Source organism: Pseudomonas sp., from assembly GCF_036404235.1.
In the GTDB taxonomy this organism is placed as follows: Bacteria; Pseudomonadota; Gammaproteobacteria; order Pseudomonadales; family Pseudomonadaceae; genus Aquipseudomonas.
Window position 1 is genome coordinate 1 of sequence record NZ_DASWOT010000110.1, and the last position, 7,673, is coordinate 7,673.

Annotated in this window: 11 protein-coding genes and 1 tRNA gene; 10 read left to right on the top strand and 2 right to left on the bottom strand. The window is 56.5% G+C overall.

The window, feature by feature from the left end; translation table 11 throughout:
• The 8 genes from VGC62_RS13645 to aqpZ form a co-directional block, all read left to right on the top strand.
• Positions 1-324, top strand: a 324-nt coding sequence (locus tag VGC62_RS13645; protein WP_331187614.1) for a hypothetical protein, incomplete at its 5' end; no start/stop codon positions are given.
• Positions 321-920 (top strand): hypothetical protein, encoded by a 600-nt coding sequence (locus VGC62_RS13650; RefSeq protein ID WP_331187615.1) that lies wholly within the window; start codon positions 321-323, stop codon positions 918-920. The genes VGC62_RS13645 and VGC62_RS13650, both read left to right, overlap by 4 nt.
• Positions 921-1,150: 230 nt before the next feature.
• Positions 1,151-1,891 carry a helix-turn-helix domain-containing protein gene (locus VGC62_RS13655; protein ID WP_331187616.1) on the top strand — a complete coding sequence of 247 codons (741 nt, stop codon included), beginning with the start codon at positions 1,151-1,153 and terminating at the stop codon, positions 1,889-1,891.
• A complete protein-coding gene (locus VGC62_RS13660; protein WP_331187617.1) occupies positions 1,872-2,684 on the top strand; it encodes an ATP-binding protein in 813 nt (270 codons plus the stop codon). The genes VGC62_RS13655 and VGC62_RS13660 overlap by 20 nt, the downstream gene beginning before the upstream one ends.
• Entirely contained in the window at positions 2,681-4,081 is a 1,401-nt protein-coding gene (locus VGC62_RS13665) for a replicative DNA helicase (RefSeq protein ID WP_331187618.1), read from the top strand. Before VGC62_RS13660 ends, VGC62_RS13665 begins: the two co-directional genes overlap by 4 nt.
• Positions 4,068-4,556, top strand: coding sequence for a hypothetical protein (locus VGC62_RS13670; RefSeq protein WP_331187619.1), 489 nt, complete (start codon positions 4,068-4,070; stop codon positions 4,554-4,556). Before VGC62_RS13665 ends, VGC62_RS13670 begins: the two co-directional genes overlap by 14 nt.
• Positions 4,553-5,164, top strand: coding sequence for a hypothetical protein (locus VGC62_RS13675; protein ID WP_331187620.1), 612 nt, complete (start codon positions 4,553-4,555; stop codon positions 5,162-5,164). Before VGC62_RS13670 ends, VGC62_RS13675 begins: the two co-directional genes overlap by 4 nt.
• A 428-nt stretch (positions 5,165-5,592) precedes the next feature.
• Complete coding sequence (gene aqpZ / locus VGC62_RS13680; protein WP_331187621.1) at positions 5,593-6,285, top strand: aquaporin Z; 693 nt, start codon at positions 5,593-5,595, stop codon at positions 6,283-6,285.
• Between the two features lie 222 nt (positions 6,286-6,507).
• Here aqpZ and VGC62_RS27735 read toward each other — a convergent pair whose 3' ends face one another.
• Both VGC62_RS27735 and VGC62_RS13690 read right to left on the bottom strand, forming a co-directional pair.
• Complete coding sequence (locus VGC62_RS27735) at positions 6,508-6,804, bottom strand: ECs_2282 family putative zinc-binding protein (RefSeq protein WP_414705799.1); 297 nt, start codon at positions 6,802-6,804, stop codon at positions 6,508-6,510.
• On the bottom strand, positions 6,782-7,006 hold the full coding sequence (locus VGC62_RS13690; protein ID WP_331187623.1) for a DUF6555 family protein: 225 nt from the start codon (positions 7,004-7,006) through the stop codon (positions 6,782-6,784). Before VGC62_RS13690 ends, VGC62_RS27735 begins: the two co-directional genes overlap by 23 nt.
• 124 nt (positions 7,007-7,130) lie before the next feature.
• On the opposite strand from VGC62_RS13690, the gene VGC62_RS13695 reads away from it, so the two are divergent.
• Together VGC62_RS13695 and VGC62_RS13700 are read left to right on the top strand one after the other, a co-directional pair.
• Positions 7,131-7,207 (top strand) — tRNA-Ile (locus VGC62_RS13695).
• A gap of 54 nt (positions 7,208-7,261) precedes the next feature.
• Positions 7,262-7,519, top strand: a complete 258-nt coding sequence (locus VGC62_RS13700) for a hypothetical protein (protein WP_331187624.1) — start codon at positions 7,262-7,264, stop codon at positions 7,517-7,519.
• The last annotated feature ends 154 nt before the right edge of the window (positions 7,520-7,673 follow it).

Consider the following 7,673-nt stretch of genomic DNA (forward strand, 5'->3'; position numbering starts at 1 on the left):
CGGAGAACAAGCATGAGCAAGAAATTTACCCATGACCAACTCATGACACTGATCGCCGAGGCCGCGGTCGACTTCCAGTTGGCTGAGATCCTTCGCAACTCCCTTAAGCGCGAGCTGAGTGCGATGTACGCGACCTATTTCCAGGCCCACGGCCGCCCAGGCAACGGTGAGCGTACCCGGTTCGACTTCGAAGACCCGGCTTATCAGGGCGTCGTGCGTTTCACCGAAGGCGCCTACGGACGCTGGTACGACCAGCGCGCACTCACTACCAGACTCAAACGCCGTCTGCGCACGCTCGTTGAGCGCCTGGAGCGTGCCAAATGACCAACACTATCGATTCCCCGTCGACCCTGTCCATAGAGCTCATTGACGAGGAGCACATGGCCAAGCATGGCGATGCGGCTCTGCTGCTCAGGTGCTTCGAGATCGTGAAAGATACTCTGCAGGTGATTGACGAGCCGGAGTACTCCATCGAAAAGGACGATGACACCCACGTTGACCTTATTCGGGCTTTCTACGCGCTCAAGGTGTTGTTCAAACGCAAGACGGGACATGACGCCGATGAAGTTGCCCGCGAGCACTGGGAGGCAATGGGGCGGCACCTGTTGGACGGAGCGCCGTTTCCTGAACAGCGCATTCCGATTGTCACTGTACCTGGCAATCCTCACCCGCCCAGTGCCTTCGATCATCTCACGAACCTGCAACTCGCTACCGCAAGCCTCAGCTATGCCCGGCGAGTCAGTGAGTCGATCATGACTCACTCCCCGCAGGCGTTGGATATGGCGGAGGCGCGCTTGCTCTCCGTTGATGCCACCACCGCTATGGATGTCTTGAAACAGCGCCTGTTCGATGGTTCGCCTCCAGGCGATGCCCCGGTAGCTGTGAAGCACTCCACGGCTAGCGGGGAGACGCTGCAATGACCACCACCAAACCCGCTACCCCCCCCCCAGTCGGCTCAGGAAGCCGCTGGCGCTCAAATCGTCGCTGGCCCATGGCCGTGCTACCTCAACTGTCGTCATCTGCCGGAACGCGAGCGCTGGGAGATTTATGGCTTGGCCAAGGCCGGTCGGCTGGCGCTGGAAGATCGAGGTGTCTCCATGTCTGAAACCTACAGCGACTTCATCAAACGTGTGACGCAGGAACTCGACATATGAGCATGGAATTGATGATCAAGGCCATGAAAACCAAGGTGGGAAACCCGCTGCGCAAGCTGGTACTGGTCAAGCTGGCGGACAACGCCAGTGACCAGGGCGAGTGCTGGCCTTCCTACCAGCACATTGCCGACCAATGCGAGATAGATCGCAGCACGGTTCGCAAGCATATCAAGCAGTTGGAGGCGCAGGGCTTGTTGCGGATTGAGAACAGGGAGGGGCCAAAGGGCAACTCGACGAACCTGTATTTCCTGACCCTTGGGGGTGTAGGCCAAGACAGCACACCTGTAGGCCCAGAAAGCACAGATGTAGGCCCACAGCCTACAGGGGGTGTAGGCCCAGAAAGCACCAGAACCAGTCACTCTTCTGAACCAGTCAATGAACCTAAACCTTTGTGCAAACCAGACCCGATGGAAGGGTTTGATCAGTTCTGGAAACTGTACCCGAAGAAGAAATCTCTGAAGGACGCCAAAAAAGCCTGGGCAAAGCTGGCGCCGAATCCAGAGCTACGGCAAACCCTGATCACCGCTCTTGGGAAACAGCGCCTGCAGCACGACTGGATCAAGAACGGAGGTCAATACGTTCCTCTGGCTTCGGGCTGGCTCAACGGCGAGAAGTGGACCGATGAGGTTGGTCCAGTCGCTGGCGCCAATACAGGGAAACCATCCGCCTACAACAACCTTCCTAAGCACACCCCCGATATGTACCAGGAGGCGCCAGATGGTCAACCCAACTTCTAACTTCAGCCGTCAGCCTCGGGTGATATCCAACGAATACGTCACGGAGGAGTGCCCGCAACACGGCAGCGTCCTTCGCCGTGATGTCGAGCAGTTCGATGGTACCGACCTGAGAATGCCTTGCTCGAGATGCCGCTGGGACGCTCTTCACCGCGAACCCCGTGATAGCGAGCTGTACAAAGCGGCTGCCGCTGCGAAACGGGCCGAACTGATCAACACCCTGCTGATCGGCTCAGGCATCACTCCGCGCTTCCGTGACTGCACGCTGGACAACTTCAACACTGACGGCGATCAAGCAAAGGTCCGAGCGTTGGCGACGTGCGAAACCTACGTCGACCGATTCGAGGATAACTACCGCGATGGTCGTTCGCTGATTCTGTCCGGCAACGTCGGTACCGGGAAGACCCACCTCGGATCAGCGATGGCTCAAGCCGTCGTCCGGCAATATCGCGCCAAGGCTGTGATCGTCAGCATTGCCGAGATTGTCCGGGTAGCGAAAGGCACGATGACCAAGGGGGCGACCTACGATGAGCGTGATGTGATCGAGGAGCTGGCTGGCGCTGACCTGCTGATCGTCGACGAGATTGGAGCTCAGCGTGGTAGCGAGTATGAGCTCGGAATCCTGCATGAAGTGATCGACCGGCGTTACCAATTGGTGGTGCCCACGGTGGTCATCAGCAACCTGCTGGTGGACGATTTGAAGGCATACATCGGTGAGCGTGCGCTGGACCGACTTCGTCAGGGTGGCGGTAAGGCGGTTGGCTTCACCTGGGAGTCGGCGAGGTGGCACGCATGAGCAGTCCAGTCGAATGGGGCTATCCAGAAGCCGAGCAGGGCGTACTTGGCGCGATCATGCTGGCCTCGCTTGAAGGTGACACAGGACTGGTTGCCGATATCGTCGGGCAGATGAACAGCGGCGACTTCTACCACGATGACCACGCTGCGCTGTTTGATGCGATTGGGGATTGTCTGTCCCGCGACATGCCAGTAGACCCGGTCACGGTTGGCTCTATGCAGCGGTATCTGCCCAGCGGAGAGGACACGCTAGCGTATGGCGCCACGCTGTGCCGTATTCCCTCAGTCGCCAACGTCATGACCTATGTCCAGCAAATCAAGTTGTGGGCGGTTGCCCGGCAGGTGGTTGGTATCGGTCGCATGTTGGAGTCGTCGATTGCACAGGGGTTGCCGCTGACCGAAGCCATGGGTGCGGCCCAGCAAAGCATGGCAGACCTGCGTGACCTTCAGCGCGGTGGCAAGGCTGGATACAAGCGGATGAGCGAGATTGTTCCGTTGGTGCTGAACACCATGGACGATGTGCTCAACGACAAAGCGCCCCCGAAGCTTTCCACCGGCCTTGCCGATCTGGATAAGTTGATTGGCTTCCTTCGTCCGAAGTCGATGGTGGTGATCGCTGGCAGGCCCGGCAGCGGCAAGACGATGTTGGGTCTACAGATCGTCAATCACGTTGCAGTGCGTGGCCGGGGGGTGGGCCTGATTATCAGTCTGGAAATGGGTGATGAGGAACTGACTGTTCGCACCATCGCATCGCTGGGAGGCATCGATCTGCGCCGCATGGAAGAGGTGAAGGTCCTGGAGCGGGAGGAGTGGGACCGGATTGGTATCGCGGCCAGCAAGATCAAGGACGCCGAGCTGTATCTCAACGACACTCCAGGCCTGACCGTGTCTGCGATCCGCGCCGATGCCCGCAAACTTCAACGTGAGTGCGGGCTCGACATCCTCATGGTCGACTACCTGGGCTTGGTGGGCACAGACGGCAAATCGCAAAACCGCGCCGATGCCGTGGCAAAGGTGTCCATCGCAATGAAGAACCTCAGTAAGGAACTCGGCGTTCCGGTGCTGGTGCTGGCACAACTCAATCGAAACTCTACCAGCAGGCCGGGCAAGAAGCCCCAGGCGAGCGACCTGCGTGACTCGGGCCAGATCGAGCAGGACGCCGATGCCGTAATCCTTGTTCACCACGATCCGGAGTCGGAGGCTGGCGAGCAGGGTGTCACCGAGCTGATTCTCGACAAAGGGCGTCAGGCTCCGACGGGATCTTGTCTCGTTCAACGCCAAGGGCAATTCGCCCGATTCGTCAATTTCGCAGGCCGTGAGCCGACTCAGGAGGAGGTCGAGCAGTCTCGGCCCTTCGCTGGCCGCGCCAAGTGGAGAAAAGACCATGAAACTTTCTGATCTGTGGCCACGCTCCACGCCATCAGCCGTGACGCCCAAGCGTGACGCAGGCATTACGGTCACCGTTACAAAACGCGCTGATGCAGTTGAGAAACGTCCAGTGCTCAATGGTCCACGCGAACTTCCGTCAACGCTTCCAGAGTGCGAACTGCTAGAAGAAGAGCTTTGCCGTGACGCTATTCGTCTGGAGTGCCAGATAGGCATCGTGAAGGGCAAGTCCCAGGCAGGCGGCGAATACGCAGACCCGGTTTGGTACCACAAGGCTACAGCCGCGCTTAAGCATATCCAGCGAGACCGGCAACGCCTTGCGGTTCACATGAAGCAACTGAGGATCGAGGCTCGCCGTACAGATCCGCATTGGCAGAGCCGGGACCAGATACTGATCCGCGCACTCCGCAAAGAGCTGCCCTCTGGACGCTTTGACCAAATCGTCGAAGAGATTGAAATCAACATTGAGGCGGGGATCAGCCAATGAGTAAGGTATCTGCGGCACTGCCGCGCAAAATGCTGGCCGACTTCAGCCCAGGCATCTATCGCGGTGTGATGTCCGCCATAGTTCGGGTTCTGGCGGTGGACAACATCGACAACTCCGCAAAGCAAAGCTGGCAAAAACTGATCGACTCAGGCCCCCGCACGGGTGGTTTCAGGGCATTGCTCGGCGCGCGTGATCAATTCGATTACGACTGCTGTCTTCATGCGTTGCTTCATCGCGAGCTGAGTGCCGCGCATTGGGATATTCTGGTGGGCAGGTACTCAACCGGCAAAGGCAACCGCGTCGGCGCGATATCTCGAACGATCCCCCGGATCAGCTCGCCGGCGCCTGCGTTGTTTATCTACAAGGCGACGACCGTGTGGTTCATCCCGAAAATGAAGGGCATGAGCGGAAAAAGGTCGACGGACATGGCGGTTCTCCCTGATGAGTTCTACGACATGAATACCTGGGACACCGAGGCGCGACCCGACTCTACTAGAGGTCGCTGGCGGCTTGGGATTCACAAGTGTTTGGAGGCAATGGAGGAGGCGGCGACCGTCCACGTCACAGAGATATTGGACCGTGAACAGCTAATCGACATTGCGACTTGACAGTAGTGAGCGAATGAGCGAAATTGCTACCCATCATTTGATCTCTGCGCGTTAACGGGATCGAACGAAAAGCCCGGCCTAACCTGCTGGGCTTTTTGTTGTCTTATGTATTCTGATTTGTCATCATTATGACTCCACTCCTCATTCAGCCCTCTGCCCCTCTCTTTTAGGCGGCTGGATTGAGGGGTGGTCCAAGCCCGGCCATTGTGTTGGGTTTTTTATGCCTGAGTTTTGCGCAAGCGGCAGATACAGCAAGGGTTCACTTTTTGCGAATCAAGGCGAAAGCCCCCGGCTCCTTGCTCTGCGGGTGCAGATAGGCGTTTGGGTTGCGACTAGACGGTTAATGCTGGTCGCATAGAAAAAAGACTCACGAATCAAAGACTAATGCTACGCTTTTCTCCTTACACCTAAATTTAAGGAGATTAATGATGGCTAAGCGTTTGGCCGCCGAGTTCTTCGGCACATTTTGGCTCGTATTGGGCGGATGTGGCAGCGCTGTTCTTGCTGCTGGGTTCCCAGAACTTGGTATCGGATTCGCTGGAGTTGCGCTGGCGTTTGGCCTGACTGTGGTGACCATGGCTTACGCTGTTGGTCATATTTCCGGTGGGCACTTCAACCCGGCTGTCACCATAGGGCTTTTTGCGGGTGGGCGAATCAATGCCAGGGACGTTGTCCCTTACGTCGTGACTCAGGTTGTCGGAGCTATTACTGCAGGGGGCGTGTTGTACCTGATTGCCAGCGGAAAGCCTGGCTTTGATGTCACTGCAGGGTTTGCTACCAATGGATATGGCGAGCATTCTCCGGGTGGTTTTTCATTCTTGTCGGCCATTATTACTGAGTTTGTCCTGACAGCCTTTTTCCTGTTGGTCATCCTCGGAGTTACCGATAAGAGGGCGCCGGCAGGTTTTGCCCCCCTTGCCATTGGTCTAGCGCTAACCTTGATTCACTTGATCAGCATTCCCGTGACCAATACGTCGGTAAACCCAGCCCGTAGTACAGGGGTTGCCATTTTTCAGGGAGGCTGGGCGTTGTCCCAGTTGTGGGTGTTCTGGGTCGTTCCTCTGCTTGGCGGCGCGGCTGGTGGCTTAATTCATCGGTATTTGTTGGCTGACGACCGTTAAGTGATCATCTGGGCCGGGTTCTTCAATCCTAGCTTTCCTGATTTACAACTGAAGTCCTGTTTCGGCAGGCCATCCGGGTTGATCACCGGGTGATGTGATTATCGACCCCAGCCAAGTGCTGGGGTTTGTCGTTTCTGGAGGTTGATCATGTCAAAGCTCGCCGTGGAGGTTGGCGCAGTCGAACTCGACGGCCTGCTGCACCAACTGATCGACACACTCACCTCACTTAAACAGGTTCCCCAGTTTCCCTTTGATGAGTTTCATCGCCTGGTCCTCGGCCTGCTTTCTGAGATGACCATAAGTTTCGACCCCGACGCATCCACCGCAGGTAACCTGAGAGCTGCTTGTGGGGGTGCTGGGAATCTCGAACTTGTCACTGCCGCACTTACTGCACTTGAAAGTTATTTGCATGAGATTTTGCCTCGTGAAGCGCTCGGTGTGGAAACGGAACGATAGCGCTTGGTTTTTTTGTTTGAGTGGAACCTTGCGAAGGGCTTTAGGCTCTAGCCCACTGAACATCAGTGATACCGAATGTTTCGGCTTGGGGCCTCCTCATCTTGGGAGTCAGGTCACACCGGAATTTAGGGATATGACCGACTCCAGCATCAATTGATGCCCAGTGCCATGCTTCTATGCTGTCCATGTTCTCAGAGGCGATATAGAACATCTTGCGCTCGCCGTTGAGGCGATATTCGATTAAGTAGTGAACGTATTGGGGCATTAGCTTCTTCCTTTCCTTGGTCGCGAATGTCAATGATCGCTTAGCACGAACATCGACTCATCGTACTGTAAAAGAGTTAACAGCTGTCTATTCTAGCCTCGGCATTTGCTGGGGCTTTTGTTTTGGCGAGTTCGACTGTCTGCTGATGTCATGGGTCTTATAAGCCCATCTAGGAAGGTTGGATTCCTTCACTCGCTACCATTTCCGCAGGCGCAAGACTGATAGACCCTCCTGCTCACAACCCGAGGAAACATCATGTCTCCAGTTATGCGCTGCAAAATGATCTGCCACGAAATCACCCACGTCCGTCACGTCAATCAAGAGCGAGACGATCCATTGTGTGATGTCCGTTTCGGTGCTGTATGCGCTCTGCCAAAAGATCCCCCTGGCGAGAACGCGGTGTTCGGTAAATACACGCCCGTTGCCGAGTACAAGGCGAAGATCGTGAAGTCTGTTGCCGACAGGCTTGAGCCTGGCAAGGCGTACTACATCGACTTCACATTGGCCGAATAGGTCTCCAAATTTACGTGCTGCTCCCCAGTGCTTTGCCCGTGACACTGCGGGCCTTTTATTTCCCGGAGTTCCAATAATGGCCGAACCGAGTACCGGTGCGCTGGCGGTGACGGCTGCGATTGGCATGACCACCGCAAGCCTAATCCCAGGCATT